Annotated in this window: 24 protein-coding genes; 8 read left to right on the forward strand and 16 right to left on the reverse strand. The window is 59.4% G+C overall.

Features of this window, described 5'->3' with window-relative positions:
- Positions 1–677: 677 nt before the first annotated feature.
- From ACE3OA_RS00080 to ACE3OA_RS00125, 10 genes are all read right to left on the reverse strand, one after another.
- Positions 678–1832: an aminotransferase class V-fold PLP-dependent enzyme gene (locus ACE3OA_RS00080; RefSeq protein WP_374306500.1), complete on the reverse strand. Its 1155-nt coding sequence runs from the start codon at positions 1830–1832 to the stop codon at positions 678–680.
- A 5-nt stretch (positions 1833–1837) separates the two neighbouring features.
- The gene (locus tag ACE3OA_RS00085; RefSeq protein ID WP_374306502.1) at positions 1838–2812 is read right to left on the reverse strand and encodes an ornithine cyclodeaminase family protein; all 975 of its coding nucleotides are present in this window, start codon (positions 2810–2812) and stop codon (positions 1838–1840) included.
- A gap of 1 nt (position 2813) precedes the next feature.
- Entirely contained in the window at positions 2814–3167 is a 354-nt protein-coding gene (locus ACE3OA_RS00090) for a RidA family protein (protein ID WP_374306504.1), read from the reverse strand.
- Positions 3168–3193: 26 nt separating this feature from the next.
- Positions 3194–3889 carry an ABC transporter permease gene (locus ACE3OA_RS00095; protein ID WP_374306506.1) on the reverse strand — a complete coding sequence of 232 codons (696 nt, stop codon included), beginning with the start codon at positions 3887–3889 and terminating at the stop codon, positions 3194–3196.
- Positions 3889–4611: an ABC transporter permease gene (locus ACE3OA_RS00100; RefSeq protein WP_374306508.1), complete on the reverse strand. Its 723-nt coding sequence runs from the start codon at positions 4609–4611 to the stop codon at positions 3889–3891. The genes ACE3OA_RS00095 and ACE3OA_RS00100 overlap by 1 nt, the downstream gene beginning before the upstream one ends.
- Positions 4612–4678: 67 nt before the next feature.
- On the reverse strand, positions 4679–5461 hold the full coding sequence (locus tag ACE3OA_RS00105) for a transporter substrate-binding domain-containing protein (RefSeq protein ID WP_374306510.1): 783 nt from the start codon (positions 5459–5461) through the stop codon (positions 4679–4681).
- Between the two features lie 12 nt (positions 5462–5473).
- Complete coding sequence (locus ACE3OA_RS00110; protein ID WP_374306512.1) at positions 5474–6736, reverse strand: amidase; 1263 nt, start codon at positions 6734–6736, stop codon at positions 5474–5476.
- 10 nt (positions 6737–6746) lie between these two features.
- Positions 6747–7844, reverse strand: coding sequence for an NAD(P)/FAD-dependent oxidoreductase (locus ACE3OA_RS00115; RefSeq protein WP_374306514.1), 1098 nt, complete (start codon positions 7842–7844; stop codon positions 6747–6749).
- A gap of 23 nt (positions 7845–7867) precedes the next feature.
- On the reverse strand, positions 7868–9247 hold the full coding sequence (locus ACE3OA_RS00120) for an NAD(P)/FAD-dependent oxidoreductase (protein WP_374306516.1): 1380 nt from the start codon (positions 9245–9247) through the stop codon (positions 7868–7870).
- The gene (locus ACE3OA_RS00125) at positions 9244–9570 is read right to left on the reverse strand and encodes a (2Fe-2S)-binding protein (protein ID WP_374306518.1); all 327 of its coding nucleotides are present in this window, start codon (positions 9568–9570) and stop codon (positions 9244–9246) included. The genes ACE3OA_RS00120 and ACE3OA_RS00125 overlap by 4 nt, the downstream gene beginning before the upstream one ends.
- Before the next feature lie 94 nt (positions 9571–9664).
- Here ACE3OA_RS00125 and ACE3OA_RS00130 point away from each other — a divergent pair, with 94 nt between their 5' ends.
- Entirely contained in the window at positions 9665–10582 is a 918-nt protein-coding gene (locus ACE3OA_RS00130) for a LysR substrate-binding domain-containing protein (RefSeq protein ID WP_374306520.1), read from the forward strand.
- A gap of 167 nt (positions 10583–10749) precedes the next feature.
- On the opposite strand, the gene ACE3OA_RS00135 is transcribed toward ACE3OA_RS00130, so the two are convergent.
- The 3 genes from ACE3OA_RS00135 to ACE3OA_RS00145 are packed head-to-tail and all read right to left on the reverse strand — an operon-like array spanning position 10750 to position 13332.
- On the reverse strand, positions 10750–11511 hold the full coding sequence (locus ACE3OA_RS00135; protein ID WP_374306522.1) for an amino acid ABC transporter ATP-binding protein: 762 nt from the start codon (positions 11509–11511) through the stop codon (positions 10750–10752).
- A complete protein-coding gene (locus tag ACE3OA_RS00140) occupies positions 11508–12443 on the reverse strand; it encodes an amino acid ABC transporter permease (RefSeq protein WP_374306525.1) in 936 nt (311 codons plus the stop codon). Before ACE3OA_RS00140 ends, ACE3OA_RS00135 begins: the two co-directional genes overlap by 4 nt.
- A gap of 4 nt (positions 12444–12447) precedes the next feature.
- Positions 12448–13332: an ABC transporter substrate-binding protein gene (locus tag ACE3OA_RS00145; RefSeq protein ID WP_374306527.1), complete on the reverse strand. Its 885-nt coding sequence runs from the start codon at positions 13330–13332 to the stop codon at positions 12448–12450.
- Here ACE3OA_RS00145 and ACE3OA_RS00150 point away from each other — a divergent pair.
- Entirely contained in the window at positions 13319–13534 is a 216-nt protein-coding gene (locus ACE3OA_RS00150) for a hypothetical protein (protein ID WP_374306529.1), read from the forward strand. The two genes, ACE3OA_RS00145 and ACE3OA_RS00150, sit on opposite strands and share 14 nt — an antisense overlap.
- A 265-nt stretch (positions 13535–13799) precedes the next feature.
- Here the strand turns inward: ACE3OA_RS00150 and ACE3OA_RS00155 are convergent, their stop codons facing one another.
- On the reverse strand, positions 13800–15200 hold the full coding sequence (locus tag ACE3OA_RS00155; protein WP_374306531.1) for a M20/M25/M40 family metallo-hydrolase: 1401 nt from the start codon (positions 15198–15200) through the stop codon (positions 13800–13802).
- A 33-nt stretch (positions 15201–15233) separates the two neighbouring features.
- Positions 15234–16421 (reverse strand): PLP-dependent aspartate aminotransferase family protein, encoded by a 1188-nt coding sequence (locus ACE3OA_RS00160; RefSeq protein WP_374306533.1) that lies wholly within the window; start codon positions 16419–16421, stop codon positions 15234–15236.
- Between the two features lie 116 nt (positions 16422–16537).
- Between ACE3OA_RS00160 and ACE3OA_RS00165 the strand changes: the two genes are divergently transcribed.
- Together ACE3OA_RS00165 and ACE3OA_RS00170 are read left to right on the forward strand one after the other, a co-directional pair.
- On the forward strand, positions 16538–17428 hold the full coding sequence (locus ACE3OA_RS00165) for a LysR substrate-binding domain-containing protein (RefSeq protein ID WP_374306535.1): 891 nt from the start codon (positions 16538–16540) through the stop codon (positions 17426–17428).
- 152 nt (positions 17429–17580) lie between these two features.
- Positions 17581–19125, forward strand: a complete 1545-nt coding sequence (locus ACE3OA_RS00170) for a carboxylesterase/lipase family protein (RefSeq protein ID WP_374306537.1) — start codon at positions 17581–17583, stop codon at positions 19123–19125.
- Between the two features lie 74 nt (positions 19126–19199).
- On the opposite strand, the gene ACE3OA_RS00175 is transcribed toward ACE3OA_RS00170, so the two are convergent.
- A complete protein-coding gene (locus ACE3OA_RS00175) occupies positions 19200–20051 on the reverse strand; it encodes a phytanoyl-CoA dioxygenase family protein (protein WP_374306539.1) in 852 nt (283 codons plus the stop codon).
- A 99-nt stretch (positions 20052–20150) separates the two neighbouring features.
- On the opposite strand from ACE3OA_RS00175, the gene ACE3OA_RS00180 reads away from it, so the two are divergent.
- The 4 genes from ACE3OA_RS00180 to ACE3OA_RS00195 all read left to right on the forward strand — a co-directional run bounded on the left by ACE3OA_RS00180 (position 20151) and on the right by ACE3OA_RS00195 (position 23369).
- Positions 20151–21095 (forward strand): LysR substrate-binding domain-containing protein, encoded by a 945-nt coding sequence (locus tag ACE3OA_RS00180; RefSeq protein WP_374306541.1) that lies wholly within the window; start codon positions 20151–20153, stop codon positions 21093–21095.
- A gap of 468 nt (positions 21096–21563) precedes the next feature.
- Entirely contained in the window at positions 21564–21959 is a 396-nt protein-coding gene (locus ACE3OA_RS00185; RefSeq protein WP_374306543.1) for a DUF2946 family protein, read from the forward strand.
- Between the two features lie 169 nt (positions 21960–22128).
- A complete protein-coding gene (locus tag ACE3OA_RS00190; protein WP_374306545.1) occupies positions 22129–22821 on the forward strand; it encodes a Crp/Fnr family transcriptional regulator in 693 nt (230 codons plus the stop codon).
- Positions 22818–23369, forward strand: coding sequence for a DUF1636 family protein (locus tag ACE3OA_RS00195; protein WP_374306547.1), 552 nt, complete (start codon positions 22818–22820; stop codon positions 23367–23369). The genes ACE3OA_RS00190 and ACE3OA_RS00195 overlap by 4 nt, the downstream gene beginning before the upstream one ends.
- The last annotated feature ends 51 nt before the right edge of the window (positions 23370–23420 follow it).

Raw genomic sequence — 23420 nt, forward strand, 5'->3', positions numbered from 1 at the left:
TGGTGAGAAATCCCACTAGCAGACGCGATCTCGTCCAAGAGCGCCTTTCCTTCAGCGTCTTCCACTTCCTGTAGATGCGAGGGGATCACCTCATCCATGGCCACTTAATTCCAGTGGTTTCGAGAGTACCAAGTTTGTTGACGCGCCCTTGCCCCGCCTCGCGCTTGACTGGTCCACCACACTGGTCCACCTTCTGGGAGTCAGCCCGTTTTTTTGACGGCTCGAAGAAATCGCTAAGTCATTGAAATAACTTAGGCTGGAATTGGTCTGGGAGTCCTACTCGGGCTCTTGGCTTAACGAAAGCCTACTGCACCTATGTAATTGTCTTGCAGTTGAGTGGCATTGCTCGCGGCTGAGGCGGGGAGAACGCGGGCCGATGAGGATCAGGTCCGTCGCACGAAGCTCAAAGATGTGGTCGGCCTCAGAGAATGTGGGCGATATCGATTTGGCCTAGGGCGCCTAACGGGCGGTGAATGCGATGGTGTCCTTTCGCAGGACAATGCGATATTGCGCATAGTGAAATTCAATATAATCTTAAGTATATTGCAGATCAGGTGAGGCAGTTTGCGGGGTGCAACGTCGAAGAACACCCTCGATCGGGTCTACGAAGAAGCGCCGAAAAGTGCGCCAACACAAGGCACCTTGACAATGCGATTATTGCATCACTTTGGTGCGAACTATTGTGAACTTAGGCGCCGAAGCAGGTCGAACAGTCGAAGGATATCGGTTTCGTCATTATAGACATGCGGCGTGATCCGCATCTTGGTGCCCCTGACGGTGATGTAGGCCCTGGCTTCTCTTAATTGGCGCACCAGATCTTCTCGGAATCGCGTGCCGAGTTCGACGACAGCGATATGAGACGCGCGCAGGTCGGCCCGTGGGCCACCCAAATCGCTGGCCTCGGCTTCCGCCCAGATCAACCGATTGAGGTAGGTCAGCCGCTCGTGGACCGCAGACAGTCCCCAACCTTGCAATAGCTCCAGCGCCTTGATGGCAACTGGCAGCACAGCGAAATCTGACCGCTCGCCCATGTCGAAGCGCCGAGCGCCGGGCAGGTAGTCGAGCATCTCCTCAAGGTAGAAGTCTGGACGTTCGCCGCCTTTCCGGTTCCAGGAGTGGAACTCCAGCGGTCGGCCCTTCGCTTGCCACTTCGGATCGGCATAGAGAAAGGCCAGACGATAGGGGCCACAGAGAAATTTATAGGTGGCAAACGACAGGAAGTCAGGGCGCACGCGGGTCACGTCGAAGGGAACGGCCCCAACCCATTGCGTGCCGTCCATCACAAGACTGGCTCCCGCGACACGTGCTGCATGTGCAACGAGCTCGATATCGACGCTCATCCCCTCAAACCAGTGGACGATGGTCCCCGCCACCACCGACACCGGCCTGTCCGAGGATTGGATCGCCGCCACCAGCGCCTGGCCCCAGGGTTGATCAGGTTGGCGCGTCACGGTCACCACCTGCGCGCCACTCCGTTGTGCGATTTCATACCAAGCATAGCGGTGGGAGGTATGTTCGTTCGCCATCAGGATGATGACGGACCCCGCGGGCACGGGCACATTCTGTGCAGCCAGCGCTATGCCGTAGCAGGTGGCGGGGATGATGGCGATGTCATCCGCCTTTGCCCCAATGAAGGATGCCGCCAGCTCACGGGCGCGCTCTACTTCGTCGTAGTAGTTGTTGATCGTCATATCCCAGGGCGCGGCCTTGACTTTTGCCCCGGCCATTCCGGCGTTGGTCGCCACAACCGGCGTCGGTGACATATACGCGGCGTCCAGATAGGTGACGTCATCGGGGATTGCAAAGAGGTGCTTTTGGCAGGGAAGCATCATTGCCCTCACAAGGAAATGTCGGTGCCAAGGCCGGTGGCTCTGGCCTTTTCATAAACAAGATTTGCAAGCGCGATGTCCTGCGCCGGCACGCCGAGCGAGCGGTAAAGGGTGATTTCATCGGCATTGGCCCGGCCAGGCAACGCGCCGCTCAAGACTGCGCCAAGCTCGCCGGCGATCTGGACAAGACCCTTGGCCAATGGCCCAAAAATGTCGGAGGCGGCGACCAGCGTCATGGCCATATAGTCGACCCAGATCGATGAGCGGATGACACATTCAAGGTCGATCTCTTGCAGGCTGGGCACACTCGCGCCGACCGCATTGATATGTGTGCCAGGGGACAGCCATTCGCCCATCAGCACGGGGGTTCTGGCTGAGGTGACTGTGCAGACGATATCTGCTCCGGCAACGGCTTCCTTGGCGCTTGGCAGAGCATCGGCCCGACGGCCGAGATTGCGTTGCCGCGCGGCAAACGCATTTGCCTTGACGGGATCGCGCCCCCAGACGCGGATATGCGAAATCGGGCGCACCAGCGAAATCATCTCGATATGCCGCTCCGCCTGATCGCCATAGCCGATGAGCGCCAACTCGCGGGCGTCTTCATGCGACAGGGCGCGGGTGGCGACCGCGCTGGCCGCCGGCGTCCGAAGGCTGGTGATGGCGCTGGCATCGATCAGCGCCGTGGGGCGGCCATGATCCTTTTCGAACAACATCACGCCGCCCTGATGCGATGGTTTGCCGTGATCAAAGTTCGACGGAAAGACCGACTGTACCTTGGCACCAAAGAGGGGAAGGTCGTCGATGGCCGCATACATCAGCGACAGGCAGGTGCCGTCGGCCCCCGGCAAGGCTAAGGTGCGGCGGATGTCCTGATGCACGCGCCCGTCCGAGGTCTTGCGCAAGGCAGCCTCGGTCACGGCGATGCATTCTGCCGGGGACACCAGCCTCTGCACCGTGGCAGCATCGATGACCAGCAGGGACACCTCACCTTTCCTTTGCGCCGGTCAGCTGGATTTCGACCAGAATGCCGGCCAACGCCAGATTCGCCTCGACGGTCGCGCGGGCAGGCGGGTTTTCCGGATCGATCCATTGGCTCCAGACGACGTTCATCGCGTCAAAATCGCCTGCGACATCCTTCAGCCAGATGGTTGCCGTCAGCAAACTGGCGCGCGAGCTGCCAGCTTCAGCAAGGAGAGCGTCGGCTTTGGCCAGGATCTGTGCGGTCTGGTCGGCTACGTCGCTGTCCAGCCGGTCGGCGGTCAGGCCCGACAGATAGATGGTATCGGCATGGATCACGACCCGCGACAGGCGGCTGTTCTTATGCAATCGGGTGATCATTGGTGGTTCCTTTCGGTAGGGCGACTTTATCTGAGGTAGGGCCAGTTCGCCCGGCGTTCGACCAGCGAAAAGGCGAAGGTGATAATCATCGTCAGCACGATGTAGACGATCGCCGAGCCGATCAGGCTTTCGTAGACGCGAAAAGTTTGGGAGCGCACCAGATTTGCCGCCGCCATCAGTTCGAAAATAGTGATGGTCGAGGCCAGCGAGGTGGCTTTCAGCAAAAGCACGTTTTGCCCGGCCAAGGCGGGCAGAGCGTTGCGGAAGGCCTGTGGCAGCAGCACCAGAAGCCCGATCTGCCGGGAGTTGAGGCCAAGTGACTTGGCAGCCTCGACTTGACCCTTCGGCAGCCCCTGGAGGGCTCCGCGCCAGATTTCACCGCAATAGGCCGCCGTGTTCAGTGTCAGAGCGAGCGTGGCATAGCCAAAGGCTTCGCGCAGATAAGGCCAGAACATGCTATGGCGCAGGCCGGGCACACGACTCAATACCTCGCCCAGGCCGTAATAAAAGAGGTAAAGCTGCACCAGGACAGGCGTTCCGCGCAGGGCAAGGATGAAGAAGGCGGCTGGCCTGCGCAGCCATCTGCATTCCGATATCCGCGCGAAAGCTACCGGGATCGCCAACAGATTGCCCAAAACCGCACAGACCGCAAACAGCAGAAGCGTCGACCACAGTCCCTCCACAAGTTTGCCGGCCAGAAGAGTGGCAAAATCCCGGTCCATCAACCATGCCCCCGGTCATATCGCCCGGCATGGCGTTCCATGGCGCCGAATATCGCTGACGAACCTGTTGAAAGCGCCAAGAAGGCCAGCGCAACGGCAGAGAAGAAGAACAGATAATTGTTGCTGGCCCCGCCCGCCATCTTGGCAGTGAAGAGCAGCTCGCTGAAGCCCACGACAGAGATCAGCGAACTTTCCTTCAGAACAACGAGCCACAGATTACCGAGGCCAGGGAGTGCCTTGTGAAACATTTGCGGCAAGATGATCAGCCACCAGGTTTGACGCCGCGACAGGCCGAGGGCGGCGGCAGCTTCACGCTGGCCCAGGGGGATGGTCATGATCGCGCCACGGAAAACTTCGGTGCTGTAGGCCCCCTGTACGAAACCCAGCGAAAGGCAAGCGGCAACAAAGCCATTCACTTCAAAATCCTGGGCCAGACCAAGACCGACAACAACCTGCCGCAGGGTTGAGGTGCTGGAGTAATAGATCAGCAGGATCAGCAGCAATTCCGGGACCGCCCGGACCATCGTGGTGTAGAACCAGGCCAATGTCCGGGCATATCTGTTGCGCGACAGCTTGGCGCCGGCACCCACCAGACCCAGACAGATGCCCAGCACATAGCTGCAGGCCGAGATCGACAGCGTCAGAAATCCACCGCGCAGGAATTCGTCCCCCCAGCCGGTGTCGCCATAAGCTAGGCCGGTGATCCAGGAGAAGTCGATCATAAGCTGGCCCATTTAAGCGGAGGTGGCATGCCGCCCAATGCGGCATGCCACAATCAAGGGAACGAGATCACTCGTAGATGTCGAAATCGAAGTACTTCTTAGTGATCTCACCATATTTGCCGCTGTCGCGTACAGCCTTGATGGCGACATTCAGCCGTTCGCGAAGTTCATTGTCTTCCTTGCGAACACCCGCGCCATCGCCGTAGCCGAAAATCTGGTCGTTCGGCAGCTTGCGCTTGATTTCATAGTCGGCGCCGTCCGATGTCTTGAGCCAATCGGAAATCTGAATGCCCGAGGCCATCAGATAGTCGATGCGGCCTGCTTTCAGGTCGGCTTCTTCGCTGTCCAGCGTATCGTAGAGTTTTAGCTCCGCGTGTCCGGAAAAATAGGTCTCCATGTACTTTTGGTGCGTGGTTGAGCCCTGCACCCCGAACACTGCGCCATCCAGCGAGGCTGGATTGGCCGGATCGAGTGCGCGCGTGTCGGCCTTTGCCCCAACCCAGACGGCCGGGGAAAAATAGTATTTGTCGGTGAAACTGATCACCTTCATTCGTTCATCGGTAATCGACATCGACGACCAGATGACGTCGAATTTCTTCTCCTGCAGAGCCGGAATGATGCCGTCCCAGGCAACTTCGACCCATTCGCATTTCGCCTGCATTTCCGCGCAGACTGCGTCGCGCAGTTCAACTTCCCAGCCAGTCCAGTTGCCTGCCGCATCCTTGACGGAAAACGGCGCATAGGGCTCGGCGGCGATACCAAAACGGATCGTCTCTTCGGCCAGGGCGGGCGTCGTGAAGGCAAGGCCAAGGCTCAGAAAAGCAGCGGCCCCAAGCATGAACGTTTTCATCCTTTTTTCCCCTTATTGGCTCTTTGCAGCGCGTTGATTTTCGATCTCACGACCCAGCGCTGCTGAAAGGTCGATCAAGGCGCCGTCGGCATGGGGCCGTGCGGCAAGCTGGATGGCGGCGGGTAGACGCCCCGCGCACTGGACAGGAATGGCGACGGCGGGAATGCCAATCGTATTGGCCCACATGCGGAACTCGGCCCCGGCCGGGCCGTAGGGCTGCCACTGACCATTGACTTCCGTATGTTCGTCGATCAGCCGTGGAGCAAGGCCGGGGGCGACGGGAGCCAGCAGCGCATCGATCCCCCGCAAAAGGTCGTGCCAGACGGCGCGATGATCGAGGATCAGGCTTTTAGCCGCGTCATAGGCGGCGCAGGATACCTTATTGGCGGTGTGGGCAAAGGCCAGCACCTCAGGCGAGACGCGTGCGGGATTGGCGGCAACATTCTCGCTGTACGCGAGGGCGAATTCATAGCGCAGGATCGTGCGGCCTGCTTCGGCGAGGGCTGCCGAGTCCTCGATCTTCACCTCGACCACACGCCCGCCACCGGAACGAATGGCATCCAGGGCGCGGTTCATTGCTTCTTCTACGACAACGTCCACGTCGCCATAGAGCCCGATCGGATGGGCAATGACCTTGCCGGCCAGCGTCGCAGATCGATCGGCGGTTTCGCCACCCAGCGCGGCAAAGGCCTTGGCCAAGGTGCCGCCATCTCGCGCCAGCAATCCCAGTGTATCCAGTGTCGGAGCCACCTGCCAAACGCCGTCAAGCGAAAGCACGCCATTGGTCGGCTTGAATCCATAGACCCCTACGGCAGCAGCCACTGATCGGATTGAACCACCGCTGTCGGTGCCCAAGGCGAAATCGCAGAATCCGGCTGCCACCGCTGCTGCCGATCCGCTGCTGGTGCCCCCGGTGCCGTGTTTGGAAGACAGCGGGTTGACCACCTGTCCGAACCACGGGTTGCGGGCAGACCCCACGGCCAGTTCGTGCATGTTCGCCTTGCCGATGACGACCGCGCCTGCTGCTTGCAGAGCTTGAATGCAGGCAGCATCCCTTGTCGCGGGCTGATCGGGAAACAGCCGCGAGCCAAAGCTGGTGGGCAAACCGGCTACATCGATCTGATCCTTGGCGACAAAGGTCAGGCCATGCAGCGGCTGCGCGGCATCTACTGCAGCCGCCCGCGCGCCGGCATTTTGCGAGTCCAAATGGGTAATCGCACGAAAGAGGTGATTGTCTTTCGCGATCTTTGCGAGCGAGGTTTCTACCGCCTTCATGACATATCCATCAGGCATGGGCGACCCTTGCTTGCTTTTCCGGCGCGTCGAACCGAGAGAGCTTGAATGGTGTCATTTCAGCGGGGAATCCGCCGCTGGCGATCCATCCGGCGATCTTTGCGGCATGGATGGCCGCCAGCGAGACGCCGCTGTGGCAGGTGACCAGATAGGCCCCGGGGGCGATTTCGTCATAGATGGGTGCGTTGTCCGGGGCGAGGATGCGCAGCGCCGACCAACTGCGGACCAGACGCACACTGGCCAGAAACGGGAAATAGCGGATCGCCAGAGCTGCGATATCGCTGGTCACATCGAAGGTGGTCGACGTGTCATAGCCTACATCCTCCCAGCTACCGCCCAGGAGGAAGATGCCATCCCGGGTTTGGCGGACATTTTCGCTCGGCACAGTCAGGACCGGCGCGTGACGCTCTGTCACCAGAATCTGCCCGCGCATGGGGATGATCGGTAGGCGGACACCCAGGCTCTCGGCCAGCTTCACGTTGCCGAGCCCGGCCCCTAGCACGACCTTTTCGCAGGTGAAACTACCCTTCGTCGTTGCAAGCCGATAGCCGCCAGAAACAGACTCAATCCGTTCGACCTGCGCTTCACGGCGCAGGCTACCGTCATTCAGGGCGATGGCTGCATGGAAAGCCCGCAGCAGTTTCATCGGATTCGCACTGCCGTCCACTTTGCAGAAAATCGCTCCGGGGATTTCGCTGGATACGCCAGACATGTAGCGGGCAATGCCAGCCGGTTTCATCACATCATAGTCCAGCCCACAGACCTTGCGCAGCCGCTCCATCATGGCAGCGCGTTCTTTCAGGCTTTCCTCGCTTGGGCAAAAGACAAAGCCGCCATTCTGCTCGAGCTCAAGGTCAATGTCGGTCTCCGCTTCCAGCTTGGCGGCGAAGTCGGCCCAAAGCTCGACCCCTTCGCAGGCCCATTGTGCGTAATCCTCAAGATGCGCGCCCTTGCCCTGGGCCCAGACCAGACCAAAATTGCCCCGACTGGCACGGAACGCCTTATCGCCCTCGTCAAACAGCACGACCTGACAGCCTTGCTTGATCAGGCCATAAGCCACGGCGGCACCCACCAAGCCGCCGCCAATCACGGCAATGCTCGCATGTGTCTTGGTCATTCTGCGGCCTCCAACGCGGCAGCGACCCGTCCCAGCGGGATTGGTTTCAGCGGCGCGCGGATATCGTGGCGGCCGATTTCTGCAATGCTGCGGCCCAGTGCCGTGGCCATAATTTCCGCAGCCGCCATTGCGCAACTGCGCCCCTGGCACGGCCCCATCCCACAGCGGGTAAAAGATTTGAGCTGGCTTGGACCGGTTGCCCCTTGCGCCACCGCCAAGCGAATTTCCCCTGTCGTCACATTTTCGCAACGGCAGATGACGGTATTGTCGGCGGCGCTTGCCGCTCGCGACAGAACCGGGGGAAACCGCGCCTCCAGAAACGGGCGGAACGCGCGCTGCCGTCGAAGCTGCCGCAAGGGGCGCCTAGCCCGCTGATCACGCTCACCTTTCGTCAGGAAACCCAGCTGCCGCGCAATCTCCAGTGCGGCAATCTCGCCCGACAGTTCCGCCGCTTGTGCCCCCCAGATACCCGTACAATCGCCTGCCGCGAAGAAACCTGCCAACGAGGTTTCCCCCCAGCGATCCACGACCGGGGCGAATGCGTGTTGCGAGGCATTCCAGACCGCGGCGCAGCCCAATTGGCGCGTCACGTGATCGTTCGGAATGACCCCATCATGCAAAAGCACCAGATCGGCGGCAATGTCGTGCCGCCCCTGCGCATCGCTAAAGCTAACGCCCTCGGCATAGACGTCCCCCGCGACAGACACCCCGACCGCCTGCCGATACCTGCGGATACCTGCCTTCCCGATCGCCCGTTGCAGACCGATCCCCTTTACCAGCATCGCGGGCGCGTTCATCGCCGCTGGCAACTGGCGCAAAGTCGCGCCCAAGCCCATCGGCGGAGTCGTTTCCACCACAGCGACGGGCGGTGCACCTAAAGCTGCCAACTGTTTTGCGACCAGCAGCAAAAGCGGTCCACTGCCCACCAGGACCACACGGCCAGAGGGCACCAAGGCAGCACTTTTCAGCATCACTTGCGCCGCCCCGGCATACATCACGCCCGGCAGTGTCGATCCGGGAATAGGCACAGGCCGTTCCATGGCCCCCGTCGCTACCAGTATTCGCTTTGCGATAATCCGACGCGTGGTTCCGGTTGCGCCAAGAACAAAGCACTGGCCGTCCCGATCCACGCGCCAGGCCGTTGTAGCGCTGTCGATCACGGCCGCCCGCGCGCGGGCCAGCAGGGCCGCACCCCTGGCATGGTCGGCAGCAAAGACCGCATCCGTCTTTGGTCCCGCTATGCCCGCGTAAAAATTGCCCCCCGGTGCTGGACGTTCATCGACCAGCGCAACCGCCAGTCCAAATTTCCGTGCCGAGGCCGCCGCCGAAAGACCCGCTGCCCCGCCACCGATGATCAGAAGGTCCAGCGCGCTCATACCGGCACCCTGCTTTGCCGCCGGATTCGCATGCCGTCGCGCACCGCGACCAGGCAGCCTTGCTGATTGCCCTGCCCGTCAATTTCCACCAGACATTCAAAGCAGATACCCATCATGCACACGGGCGCGCGCGCCTCGCCTGGAACGTCAGAAGGGCGAAAGGACTCTGGGCTGGCCAGGCGCAGCAGCAGGCCAGCCACCGTTTCTTGCGCATGAGCCAAAGTGGGCTGGCCGTCCAGCTCGAGCCGAACCTGCGGGGCCGTATCGTGGAGCGGCCGAAATAACGGGCCGCGAGCGGTGGAGCTGCTGTCGATCTTGTTCATAACATCAGGCTAAGTTATGAACGATTACGGTGCTAATTCCAAATAACAGCAATTTCCCGTCAGAAAGTTATGAAGTCACTGGTTGGGGGGGCGGATGAACGACGAAGACTTCAAGCCACGCGAGATCGAGGTGTTCGCCGCGATCATGACGTTTGGCACCACCACCCGCGCTGCCGAGGCACTGGAACTGACCCAGCCAGCAATCAGCAAGACGCTTGCAAGATTCCAGCAGAAGGCCGGGTTCGAGGTATTCAAGAAGCACCGCCAGCGTCTGGTCCCGACGCAAGAAGCGCATATGCTTTATGCCGAGGTTCAGCGCACCTATGAATCGACCCGGCAGATTTCGCGCACCGCCCGCGATATCCGGAGCCTGCGCAATGGGCGGCTGAATATCTGCGCTCTACCTGCGATTGGAACCACCATCCTGCCCGGTATCGTGGCGGAATTCTCGGCCGACCATCCCGACGTTCCCATCACGATAGACATCCGCGCCTCGGGCACTGTCATCGAGCGTGCCAGCCGCGGCCAGATCGACCTCGGCGTCGCCGTCACCTCGACCATCGAAAACCCCGCCGTCACCCGCCGGGCGCTGACCGCAACCGGAGCCGTTTGCGCCCTGCCAAAAGCACATTCGCTTGCAGCGCGGACCGAAATTGTGCCGGCCGATCTCGAGGGGCAGAATTTCATCTCGCTCGGCCACGGCGATGCGTTGCGATTGCAGATCGACAACGCCTGCGACGCGGCGGGCATCCGGCGCATGATGCATATCGAATGCACTCTGGCTTCCGCTTGCCTTGGATTTGTCGCCAAAGGCATGGGCATCGCCATTGTCGATGACATCTCGGCCTGGGCAATGCGGCACGCCGTCGATGCCCGTCCTTTTCTTCCCCGGCTCGATATTGAACTCAGCCTTTACCGCCCTTGGGGCACACTACCGTCGGCGATCGTAAACGCCTTCACCGATCATCTGGTCCGGCGTGTGAAAGAGATATCGAAGGAGATTTCGGGCTGAAGGGTGAAGAACTTAAACGATGAACTTCTTTAGCTAACTCTGTTCGACAAATTGGCTGCTGACCGGCGCTTGCCTATCACCCAAGCAGACATAACCCACGTTATCCGTAGAGATGCGGCGCATAGCTTCATGCTCTTTCTGGCGGGCGGCGGCAGCCCGTTGATCGTTCAGAGCACCTTGGACAGAAATGCCTTGGTGCGCGCGTTCTGCGGATTGGCCAGGACCTCGCGGGGTACGCCTGCCTCGACCACAGCGCCTTCGTCCATGAACACCAGGTGATCGGCTACCTCGCGGGCAAAGCCGATTTCATGCGTCACCAGCATCATGGTCATGCCAGCACGGGCCAAGTCCTTGATGACATCCAGCACCTCGCCCACCAATTCCGGATCAAGGGCGCTGGTCGGCTCGTCAAACAGCATGACGTCGGGATCCATCGCCAGCGCTCGCGCTATGGCCACGCGCTGTTGCTGGCCGCCCGACAACTGATTGGGATAGCGACCGCCCAACGCGCCCAAGCCAACGCGGGCCAACAATCCTTGCGCCCGGTCCCTTGCCATGGCCCGGCTTTCGCCTTTGACCTGAACCGGTCCTTCCATAACGTTCTGGAGGGCGGTCATATGCGGAAACAAATTGAACCGCTGAAACACCATGCCAGTGCGCCGGCGCTGCCTGGCAACGCGCGCCGCAGATAGCGGGTGAAAGCAGCCATCCTTTTCCGTAAAACCCTGCAGCTCGCCATGCAGAAATACCCGGCCAGCAGACACGATTTCGAGCTGGTTGATACAGCGCAAGAGTGTTGATTTGCCAGAGCCGGACGGACCAATGGCGACACAAACCTCTCCTTTGGCTATATCGAGATCAACCCCGCGTAAGGCGTGGACCATGCCGAAGTATTTGTGGATGCCCTGCAGATTGACTGCCACGGTCATGCCAGCCCCCGCGTTATCGGGGCGTCATGCCCCTTGCCAAAATGCCGTTCCAGCCAGAATTGTCCCACCATCAGGATCGACGTGATCGACAGATACCAGAAGGCTGCCACCATCAGCAGTGGAACCGGCAGATAGATTCGGTTGGCGATGGCGCTGGTGGCAAACATCAGGTCCAGGGTAAAGGGCACGGCCAAGACAAGGGAGGTCAGCTTCAACATCCCAATGGTTTCGTTCCCGGTAGGCGGCAAGATCGTACGCATCGCCTGGGGCATCAGCACCCGCAGCCAGATGCGCGGCTTGGTCATTCCCAATGCCAATGCCGCTTCGGTCTGCCCGCGATCCACGGCCCTGAATCCTGCCCGAAAAATCTCGGCAAGGTAGGCGCTTTCGTTGAAGCCCAACCCGAGGATCGCAGCGATCGCTGGCGTGACGATCCATTTTGTTTCAACGGAAATCACCGTTGGCCCGAAGGGGATGGAGAGTGATAGCACCGGAAATAGAACCGAGAAGAGGCCCCAGAACAGAAGTTGGGTATAGGCAGGCGTGCCGCGGAAAAACCATACCCACACCCAGGCCAGGTTGCGCAGCACCCAGTTATCGCTGTCGCGCATGATGACCAGCGTAATCGCGACACTGACCGCCACGGCCATTGCGGCAACGGTCAGGATCAGTGTCCACATCACCCCACGCAGCACCTGATCGGCGAACAGGTATTTCCAGAAGACGCCCCAATGGAAGTTCTCATTCACGGCGACCGTATGGAGCATCTGCAGGGCAAAGATGGCCAGCAGAGCCACAGCGATCCAGCGCCCGGGCCGACGGGGCGGGACGATGGCGTTCATGACGGGCGACCGCGCATCACCATCCGCCCTGGCGGCGGCGGGCTTGCCGCCGCCGCCAGTCTCGCTCCGGTTATCAAGCCCAATATCCATTGGCTCAGTAGTCGACCTTCGGGTTGATATTGGCCTCTTTGATCGTCACCGTCAGGCCCCATTCAGCCATCAGTTTGGCGTAGGTCCCATCGGCCAGCAGATCATTCATCGTGTCCGAGATCAACTGCGTGAGTTCCATATCTGCTTTCGCCACAGCGATACCGTTTGGACCGCTTTCACCCAGCACACCAAAGGCAGGCATCGTCTCCAACGTTCCTTCCGAGTGCTTGACTGCCAAGGCAATCTGGCTGTCACCGGAAACGGTCGCATCCGCGCCACCAGCGGCCACCCTTGTCAGCGCCTCGGTCTGAAGACCGAAAGGCAATATGTTAATGGCGGCTTTGCCTGCCGCCGTGCATTCCTCCTTGATCTTGACGACAGTTTCTTCGTGCCAGGTGCCGCTCTGCATGGCGAGGTTTGTGCCGCAGATGTCTTTGGAGTCGAAGCCCGTCGGGTTGCCTGCTTTCACCGCCCAGAGGCTGGTGGAAACAAAGTAGTTGACGAAATTCACGACCTTCATTCGTTCATTGGTGATCGAGAAAGCAGAGATGCCCAGATCATATTTCTTGCCGAGGGCCGGAATGATCGCGTCGAAAGCGGCAGTCTGAAAATCGATCTTGATACGCAGCTTCCGTCCGATCGCCTTCGCGATATCGACATCAATGCCTTCCGGCGTCTGGCCATCGGCCTCGCTGAGGTATTCCCAGGGGGCATAGGCCGTGTCTGAACCGATTGTCAGCACCCCGGCTTCTCTGATCCTGGCAGGCACACGGGCGGCAAGGTCGGGATTCACGGCAATACCGGAGGTGTCGAATCCGTCTGCAAGCGCCGAGCTCGAAAGGCACAGTGCGAGCAAGACGGCAGAGATGGCTGTCTTGGAAATTGTCATCTTGTTGCTCCCTGTTGTCGTTGACGCGCCGGTATTCCGGCTTGGGTCAGTGGAAGCCTATGGCGCAGCAGGGAATGCCGTCCAATATCAATTCAAGGCCAGTCAATTCATCCAAGTTATTGCCTGGACATTTAAGAAGTGGCTGATGATCAAATGCCGCCACCTCTTAGCCGTGCAGGCTGGCCGTGCGCTTGGTACGTAAGAAGCTTGGGATGACGGCAGGAGCCGAACAGTGCCCTACCTGCTTGAGACATCGGGACCTGGCAAATTACAACTGCGGCTGCATCGAATTCGAGGAGCATAGACAATGCGAATCCACGAGATTAGGGCTACCGATCGACGAGCCGCCTACCAAAGTACCGAAGAGTCCTTTCATAAACAGATTTATCGCCGCAGGCACATTTGCGTATTGAGTACTTCGGCAAATGCACTGCTGCGTCCGTTTTGGGTCTCTTGCGCGATCAGAGCTATGAGACCTCGCGAGAAATCTTGTCGAGTACGCGCACCCAGCTACGAATCCCCCGATGGAAGCTGTCGAGGTTATACTTCTCGTTGGGCGCATGGATCGCATCATCCTCAAGAGCAAAACCTGGCATGATGCTGTTTATGCCGAGTATTTCCTTGATATAGCGCACCACCGGGATAGCGCCACCGGACCCTTTTAGGACCGGCTCGCGCGCCCATTCCTCCTGCAATGCTGTGGATACGGCGGTGAGGAAGCGATTATTCTCATCCACGGCGACGGCACCGCTGCCGCCTTCACCGCGAAATGACACCCGACAATCCGGCGGCATCATCGATGCCGCATAGCGCCGAAAGCTCGCGCGAATTTTCTCTGGATCCTGCTGGCCGACCAGACGGAATGTCAGCTTTGCTGTGGCGGTCGCGGCCAGCACCGAGCGCTCCGCGGGCGTGGTGTTACCGCCAAAGATCCCATTGAACTCGGCGGTCGGCCGGCACCACATCTGTTCAAGAGCCGAATAGTCCTTTTCGCCTGCGGGCGTGGTCAGGCCGACGCCACCCAGAAATGCCTCAGTCGAAAAGTCAAGTGCCGCCCATTTTCTGCGCAACTCAGCTGATGGTTCAGGCACATCGTCATAGAACCTCGGTAAGGTAACTCGGCCATCGTCATCGTGAAGTCCCGCCAGAACTTTTGCCAGGACACGAATGGGATTCACCGCAGGGCCGCCGAACACGCCCGAATGCAGATCCTTAGTGGGTCCGGAAACGGTAATCGCCTCGTGGATCAGCCCACGCAGACTCATCGTGATGGCGGGCGTCCGCGCATCCCACATATCCGTGTCGCAAATCAGCGCGACATCGGCAGCCAGCTCATCCCGGTTATCCTTCAGGAATGGCGCCAGATTTTGCGACCCTGACTCTTCCTCACCCTCAAGCAGAACTGTGATCTTCAGAGGCAATGCGCCATGGACCCGCAGATACGCGCGGCAAGCCTCCAGGAACGTCATGACTTGGCCCTTGTCGTCCGACATCCCGCGACCATAGAGGCGTTCAAGACCATCGCTGTCCCGACGTCGGACGGGCTCAAAGGGTGCGCTGTCCCATCTCTCTAAGGGGTCCGCCGGCTGGACATCATAATGGCCATAAAACAGCACATGCGGGATTGAGGGTGCGAGAGCAGCGGGAACGTAATGCCCGACGACCATGGGGTGCCCGGGCGTGTCTCTGACCGACGCAGTGAACCCCAGTGCGCGCAATTGGCCGCAAGACCATTCAGCAGCGCGACGGCAATCATCCTGATGGGCCGGAACAGTGGATACAGAGGGGATACGAATCAGATCGAAAAGGCGCTCGACGGCCTCGTCCAGATCTGCGTCTACATTCGTCAAGACAGCGTGAATGCTCATCTCATTCTTTCCGGGTTCTCGTTTGGATTTGCCTTAAGCCGATACCGCATCCGGCGCAGGGGGTTGGAGTTTGGCGAAGAGCTCGCGGATGTCTGCCATCAACTCTCGCTCAGATTCCAGGCCAACGCTGATTCGCAGATAAGTCTCTATCTCGCCGGATTGGGGTGTAGAGCGCAGTCGGTTCACATTCATCGGAACGATAAGGCTACGTGTGCCACCCCACGAAGCACCTATGGAGAAGATGCGCATGGAATCGAACGCATCATCCAATCGCGGCAGCACCTCGTTCTTCAATCCCACACTAAACACGCCGCTTGCGCCATTGAAGTCTCGCGCCCAGAAGGCGTGTCCCGGATTTCCGGGAAGAGCCGGATGTAGAACGCATGCGACTGCTGGTTGCGTTGCAATCCACGTCGCCATTCGCGTGGCCACCGCGCCGCTATGGGTAAGGCGTATACTCATTGTTTGCAGGCCGCGCTGCACCAGAGCGCAATCATCCGGCGACACGCCGATGCCGAGCCGCCAGATCGTGCCCTTTATTTTGGCGGCAAGAACTGGGTCGCGAACAGAGATCGAGCCCATCAAAACGTCGGAATGACCGTTGGCATATTTCGACAGTGCCTGGACGGAGATGTCGACGCCGAATTCAAGCGGCTTGAACAGAAATGGCGTCGCCCAGGTATTGTCACATCCCACGACCGCGCCGCATTCATGGGCCAAGGCCACGATCGACCGGACATCCTGCACTTCCATGGTCGTCGAACCTGGAGACTCCACCCAAATGAGGCGGGTAGTGCTATCCATGGCAGTCTTGAGTGCAGCCAGATCGGTTGGAGGATAGAAAGCGACCCGGACCCCAAGCTTCTTCAACTCGTTGTTCGCAAAGTCGCGCACTGGCGGATAGACGCTGTCCGAGATCAGCACCGAATTACCGGGTTCAAGCACCGCCAACATGGCGAGTGTGTTCGCCGCTTGACCAGAAGGGACCAGAAATGTCCGGCTGGCGCGCTCAAGCGCCGCGATCTGCTTCTCAAGAAATCGAGTCGTCGGCGTTCCATAGAGGCCATAGACATATCCGTCGTCGCCGCGGTCCAGCCTCGTACGATAGCTCTCCGAGTTCTCAAATACGATCGTCGACGCGCGGTAGGTTGCGGGTCCAAGACTCGCAAAACCACCCAAACTGACGCTGGAGGGTGTTACGCAAATGCTCTCATCATCCATGATTGTCACGCTGTCTTACAATTTTGTCAGGATGGCGAGGGTGGGATGTTCAGTCCAATATTGATTCATGGTATCGCTATTCGCCAAGGTTATACGGGGCGGGGGAGAGCTAAATCATGAATCTACGAGAAATCGAAGCATTCCGGACTGTCATGCTCTGCGGTACGGCATCTCGGGCTGCAGAGACTTTGAACATTTCTCAGCCGGCGGTTACCAAGGCGATACAGGCGCTAGAGAGGTCGATACATTTCGCCCTCTTCGAACGGGTGAAAGGCCGCCTTGTGCCGACCCCTGAAGGGCAGCTTTTTTATAAAGAAGTAGAACAGTCCTTCGTCGGACTCACGCGTTTGCGCACGGCGGCGGCACGGATCAGGGACTTTGGCACCGGCGAATTGAAGATTGCCTGTCTTTCAGCGTTCAGCACATCGTTGGTGCCAATGGCGATTGCACAGTTCAGGGCCAAGCACCCCAAGGTGCCGATTACTTTTCAGGTGCAGAGTTCCTCAAATGTTAGAGATCTGGTGGCATCCGGCCAGTTCGATCTCGGCCTGGCGTCTGATGAAATCGATGCAACAGGCGTCGAATCGCACGAGTTCGCCAAAGTGACGGCCATGATTGCGCTGCCGCCGAAGCACCACCTGCGCGACCAAGCGGTCATCCGACCGAAACATCTCGATGGCGAGCCATTCATTGCACTCTCTCCCGAAGATACGACCCGGCGCGAAGCTGATGCACTTTTCGAAGCAACCGGCGCCAGCCCGCGCGTTGTCGTCGAAACGCCTTATTCGACAACAATCTGCGCATTGGCCTTGGCTGGTGTTGGCTGCGGGCTTGTCGACACGTTGACGGCGCCCGGCTATGTGGAGCGCGGCCTAATACTGAAACCCTTCGCGCCGAGGCTGCAATTTCGGGTACTGATCCTGTTCCCTCCCGGGCGTCAGCGATCTGTCTTGGTGCAGGACTGCGTTAACGCACTGGAAGCAGCACGCAAGGCAATGGTGAAGTAGTCAACATGCCTCGGTATAACTCAGCCGAATAGGTTGTCTTATATTCGATATTGGACCGCATCCCAAGGACTCGCATAGCGTTCGCAACAAGGACGAAATCCCTGCGGAGCTACCGTCCAGTGATTCCGGCAGATCTGAGGAAGGCAACGACTGTGCGCGAAGAGTCCATCGTTGAAACGAGTAACGGAAGTATCCGCGGTGTGTTCGCCAGCGGCGTCCATTCTTTCCGCGGTGTCAGGTATGGCGATACGACCGCGGGCAAGAACCGCTTTCGTCCACCCCAGCCGGCGCCGAAATGGGCGGGTGTCATAACCGCATTGCGGCCGGGCGCCTCTGCCCCGCAACTGCGATACCCTGAAAACACCGATCCGTTTTTTGCCTGGTACTCGCAAATCGAGACCCCGAGCGAAGACTGCCTCTTTCTCAACGTATTTACGCCGGAGCTTCGACGCGGTCGTCGGCCGGTGATGGTGTGGATTCATGGCGGCGGCTGGTACTGCTATGCTGGCACAGCGCCAGGTTTCGATGGTACCGCCCTGGCGCGAGGCGAAGATGTTGTGGTGATAGCCATTAATCATCGCCTCGGTGTTTTCGGCCATTTGGCTTTGGATGAGGGCAACGAGGTATTCGCCGATTCAGGCAATGTCGGCCTGCTTGACGTCGTCGCTGCGCTGTGCTGGGTGCGCGACAATGCCGCGGCATTTGGGGGTGACCCGGCGAATGTAACCATCTTTGGCGAATCGGGCGGCGGATCGAAAGTGGCAGCGCTTCTGGCTATGCGCCGCGCCGAGGGCTTGTTCCATCGCGCGATCGTGCAAAGCAGCGGCAGCGGCATGAAACTCGCAGACGAGAGTGAGGCGAAGGTCGCGGCTGACGGGTTGCGCAAAGCACTCGGGATTGCAAACCTCGCGCCGGAAGTGATGCAATCATTGTCGATGGATGACATCCTCGCGGCGACCAAGCTCGCGAAGGGGCCGTTCCGCGGCATGATCGACGGGCGTAGTTTCAACCGACACCCCTACGAGAATACGGCACCAAGCGCCGCCCGCGATATTCCCTTGATGATCGGCCACACCCTGACCGAGGGAACCTACTACATGCGCGGTGATCCTCGGAACTTTACTCTTGAATTAGCCGAGGTGCGACGACGCCTCGCGCGGTTCCTGGAGATCGAACCTGCAAAAGTCGATGAGATCATTGCTGCGTATCGCGCGGAATATCCGGCAGCAACGCCAAGCCAGCTACTTTTTCTCAGCTTCTCGGATTTCATGTTTGCTCGGAACACCTACCATATCGCAGAGCTTCAATCCGCGTCGGCAAACGCTCCGGTGTTTACCTATTGCTTTTCTTGGCGAACTCCAATCGAGGGAGGCCGAATGGGTTCGCCGCACACGTGTGAAGTGCCGTTTATTTTCGGCACGACCAATGCCGCGAGCGCTTGCGTGGGCGATGGCCCTGATTTGCAGATAATGACTGAAAGAATGATGGCGAGTTGGGCTGCCTTCGCGCGCACCGGAAGTCCTTGCAACGCCGCGCTTCCGGCTTGGGAGCCTTTCGACCGCGACAGCAGAGGCGTTATGATACTCGACAATAGTTCCCGAATGGCGCGAGATCCGGGTGGTGCCGCGCGAGCGACCATGGATAGCTTGCCGCATTTTGGCTACGGGCATTCAATTCCAGCTGTTCTCGGGGCCTGATATTTTCTGAGAAAGGCAATGTCTTGACTGACGAAGCAGCGTTATGGCTCGCAGACAAGGTTTGGACGCCGTGACTAGGATACCGCCCACAATATCGGGAACATCGGATGGTCGAGTGGCGCCCCGGCAGGCAGCGCCGCTTCAAGTCCTGGGAAACTCGGAGACGTCTTCCACTGGCGTGGTGCATGACGGACGTCGTCACCAAGAAAGCGGACCGATAGAACCCGGCGCCGCCCGCTCCGAGCGCCGCCTGCCGCATGCAGGGTCAGCATATGGAAAAATACGACGTCTCCCGGTTCGAGCTCCCAGCCCAGAATGTCGAAGGCCGAACGATCGGCCTCGATATCCGGCAAGTCGCTCAGGCTTCCTTCGGGAAACCATTTCGCCTCATTGGACATGAACGACCGCGGCATCAGCCATGGGCCCTTGTGCGTCCCTGCAACGAATTCGAGCGTCGCGGCCCTCGGCACGGGGTCCATCGGCGCCCACATGCTGCAATTCTGAAAACCGTCGATGTTGTAATAGGGTTGATCCTGGTGCCACGGCGTTTTCTGACGAGTGTTCGGCTCCTTCACCAACAGATGGTCATGGTAGAGCCGCACAGTTTGCGACCCCATCAGGAGTCCCGCCGCGGCGGCGGCCGGCGAATTGAAGATCACGTCGCGATAGGCATCAATGTGCTGCCAATTGCAGAAATCCTCAATGAAGTAGCCTGGATCTTCGGGCCGGCTCGCAACCTTGGCCCGTTCGCTCGGATGGGCCATGTTCTCGTCGATGCCCGCCCGGCAGCGCTCGATCTCCTGGGCGTTCAAAAGGCCCCGGACGCACACGACACCATCTCGCCGGAAATCCTCTATCACCCTTGGCCCGAAGACCTCTGCCAGTCGTTCGACTTGGTCGTTGGTTCTCTCGTGCAGGTTGGGCACCAGCTACTCCTTCGGTTAATCAGTGGCTTGCTGAGCAAAGGAGTCTAGGGGAGCGTGACTACTTGGCTGAAATACATTTTCACAATGCGAGTATAGGCCGTGGCTATCCCCTTTACGCTTCGCCAGTTGGAATACCTTATTGCCGTGGCAGAGCGCGGCAGCATCACCGCGGCTGCGGCGGCCTGCCATGTCGCCCAGCCTTCCGTGTCATTGGCGATCAGGGATCTGGAGGCTTTGACGGGAAAGTCGTTGTTCCGTCGCTACCCCGGCCAGAAACTCGCCATCACGCCAGCCGGCAAACGCATGCTCGTCCATGCCCGGGCAACCCTGGTCGCGGCGGGAAACATAGCTGACGGCGGCGCCAGGCGCGGCAGGATCAGTGGCGAAGTCACGATTACCTGCTTTCGCGATCTAGGTGCGTACTACCTACCTCGGCTTCTTACGCCCTTTGCGCGGCGATTTCCGGCGGTAGCATTCCGGGTGGCGGAAGGCGATCTCGACGAGGTGCGCGCGCACCTCGCAGACGGGCGGTGCGAGATCGCCATCACCTACGATATCGATCTCAAGGCGCACGGTATAAAGTGCGATTCGCTGGACCGGCTTTCCCCGATCGCGATGCTGCCGGTCGAGCATTCCCTTGCTGGGCGAGCAGACGTTCCTCTTGCCAGATTAGCGAGCGAACGATTGATCCTCGAGGATTTTCCACGAACGCTCAGCTATTTTCTGGCGATGTTCCGAATTCGTGGGATCGAGCCCCGGAATGTCCAACTTGTTCCAAGTTTCGAGATACAAAGAGGTCTGATCGCTAGTGGCTGGGGCGTTGGGCTCTCCTGCGTCAGGCCACGGCCCAATTTCAGCTATGACGGAACGCCGCTGATTTGCAGGCCGCTGGTTGAAACTGAGGAATCACCAGACGTTGTGATTGCACATCTTGGTATCAATACCCTGTCCTCGCAGGCCTCAAGGTTTGTAGACGCTGCGCTCAGGGCACAAGCCACGACAGTTCTCCCTGCTATGCAACTCCCTCCCATGCAATCAGCGTGAAGTTCACGTACACCGCAACCCACAGAGCGCGCTGTACGCTGGCTGTCGTCTCGGCGCCGGGCGGCTATGTCGATCGCTGGAACTGAGGTCAGGGACAGGCTCACAAGCCCACTAAATTTTTGTTTTCTGGCGCAAAGTGGATGAAGAGGCCCTGAACAGGTGACTCCTGCGTACCAGGATTCCCGCTACTGGCAATCAACAGCAGAACTTATGCGTCCTCGCATCAAGTGCAGAGCAGAACTCTTTTGAGCCGCCTCGCGAACTCGAATGATGCCGGAGGCAACGGTATCGAAGAACCGTCGAGAGCACCTAACCTATTCACATTACAGCTACAATTCACCGTCATGTTGATTTGGATCAAGTTTGCATGAAAGACCTTGGGCAGTGTATGAAGGATACGCGCAGCGCGTAGGCTGCCGTTACAGACGAAGACACGAGTAGATGGCAAGAAACCGCCGAAAACTCTTGATGCCCGGCCCCCCGCTCCGTCGCTTCCTGACGGTGGCTCTTGGTGCCGTGCTCGTCTTATTCAACGTCCTCGGCGCTTTCGCCATGCCAGTCGCGCAAGCGCGCACCGGCGGCGCGTTGTCCCCTTGGGACATGATCTGCTCGGCCGAGGGCGTCCGTGACAATGGCGCTTCGACGACGGAGCAGGATGGTGAGCAGAAAAAGGGCACGGTCCATGGCAGCATCTGCACCATGTGTCTGCCTTTGGCGCATGGCGCGCTGTTGCCCTCTCCAGGTGCCGACGGCACTCTCGATTCTCTCACGCTTGAAACAAGCTTCCTCACTCTCGCTCAAGACCAGCATAAGCCCAGTCGCTGGATGGCCGTCCCCTTCGGCCGCGCCCCTCCCATAGCCTGACATCAAGACGACCGCCGACGCGTTGACCGCTTTGCCATCTCAAAGGCCGACGGTCGACTGGTGTCGATTTGCAAGCGCCCACACGGTTTAGACCGGAGACGGGCAGCCGAAATCGATGCGCGTCGACAGAATCAAGCGTTTGCCCCGGGTCGGGATGGGAGAGGCACCGATGCTGACAATGCAAATTCCAAACACAGAGGCGCCGCGCCTTGCGCCGCAGCAAACTGGCAAAATCCGGCCGGGACGGCCTGTCCTTCGTCGCTTTGCTGCCGGAGGAACGATCTACATAGAAGGTGATCCGGCCGGCACCATCTACGAAGTACTTTCAGGAACCCTTCTCCTCTACCGGACACTCGACTCATCCAGCCGCCAGATCGTCGAGATTGCCGGTCCAGGGAGCCTTGTTGGTTTGCCATGGCACGGCCGGCAGATGTCGTCCGCCCAGGCCGTCTCGGTCGTCGAACTCAAGATTGTTGACGAACGCGGGCAACTGGAATGCGTCGCCAACGACCCTCGCTACGCGTTGAAGCTTGTCGAACAGGTTGGCCGGCTCTATCAAAGCAACACGATAATCGGGCGCGGCACGGCACTGCAGAAGCTTGCCTTCTTCCTCATCCATGCCACGGACTATGGCAACAAGATTGCCCGAAAGAGTTCCGAGCAATCGACCTTTGCGCTGAAGGTCACGCGGCGCCAGATCGGGGAGTTCCTCGGCATCACGTTGGAAACCGTGTCGCGCGGCTTTGCCCAGTTGCAGCGCGAAGGTGTTCTGAGAATGAGCGCATTTCGTTTCTTTGAAATCCTCGACCACGACCGCCTCTTTGATCTGGCATCCGGCCGCGCCGATGGAGCGATCTCGTGACTGGCATATTCGATGTTGGGCGGAATGCACCGAACCTGAAATCGGGCAATGCTGCGGGTCGCTCGGCTTTTGAACTCCATGTCTGCGTCGGTTGCGCCGATCCGGACCCCGTGCGTCGCCGCGCCAAGCAAGGTGGCGGGCAAGCGTTGCTGGCGGCGATCCTCGATGCAGCATCCCGGCGCCATTTTGCTGCGATGGCTGAGATTTCGGCATTTGAGTGCCTCGGCGCCTGTACCCGTCGTGGTCGCGTATCGGTGAGTTGCCGAGGCAAATGGAGCATCATCTTCGGTGGATTGGACGATCGCCAAGACGCCGAGCCGCTTTGCGACTTCATTGAAGCCTGGTTGCGCCACCCGTACGGCGAAACCGCCGTCAAAAATCGACCGCCGACCATTCGCAAGAAAATCATCGGCCGCACGCCGCCAGAGCGGCATTACCTCGATTGCTCTGGCGCTTCGCCGATGAAGCCAAACCAGATCATCCGGAAAGTCCACATCACGCCTCAATCGATTGGGGAGAACAGCGACAACGAGGCGCAACCATCGTGAATGTCTCCAATGCAACTTCAACCGCACTTACTTAAGTACCAGGGGTTTCGA

It is taken from the genome of Dongia sp. (genome assembly GCF_041906375.1).
Taxonomy (GTDB): Bacteria; Pseudomonadota; Alphaproteobacteria; order Dongiales; family Dongiaceae; genus Dongia.